Here is a 614-nt window from a genome sequence, read left to right as displayed (position 1 = left end):
CGCCTCGTGCAGTATGCTGTATCCCGCCACCGCGTCTTGCGGACGGTCCACAAAGGCGAAGGTGGCCAGAATAGCGCCAGTACTAACGCCGGTGACCATCTTAAACGCCGGAAGCTGGTGATCGCGCGCGTTCTGATGCCAAGCGTCGAGGAACCCGGCACCAAAAGCGCCGTGTTCGCTGCCCCCGGAAAGGATCAGGATCGCGTCGCTCCGCGCCCGCCGGTCGCTGCCGCCGATGCTCACCGCCGCGGTCGGGCCAGTGCCCGCTGCTAGCCCCGTACCAAGCGACCGGAGAAGTTCGTGCACGCTCGTGGGCCCGCCGCTGCCAGCGCCAATCGGCCCAGTCGGCGCATCCTCCACGTCGAGGGCATAGCTGGCAAAATCGCACATCGCGTGGTTTTGGACATGCGGTGGCGTGATCGCGCAGGCCGTCACGCACAAAAAGATCGCTACGATCGCCACCAATCGAAACGGCTTGATAAGCTCCATTCCCGGCCTCTCCTCAAATCGAAGGGCAAAGACAAAAATAATACGAGAAACAGAGATGTCCAATAAACAGGACACTGACATCATTCGCGCCCAATCAGTCCATCAATATCCTCAAATATCCGGAC

At 60.6% G+C, this 614-nt stretch carries 1 protein-coding gene; it reads right to left on the bottom strand.

Going from position 1 to position 614, the window contains the following annotated elements; translation table 11 throughout:
* Positions 1-489, bottom strand: a 489-nt coding sequence (locus tag AC1DZC_RS20110) for a patatin-like phospholipase family protein (RefSeq protein ID WP_477044508.1), incomplete at its 3' end; no start/stop codon positions are given.
* Between the last annotated feature and the right edge of the window lie 125 nt (positions 490-614).

Source organism: Cellulomonas sp. P2_B4, assembly GCF_056404795.1.
The sequence above is the reverse complement of the archived record's forward strand: the minus strand, read 5'-3'. Positions and strand labels throughout refer to the sequence as shown.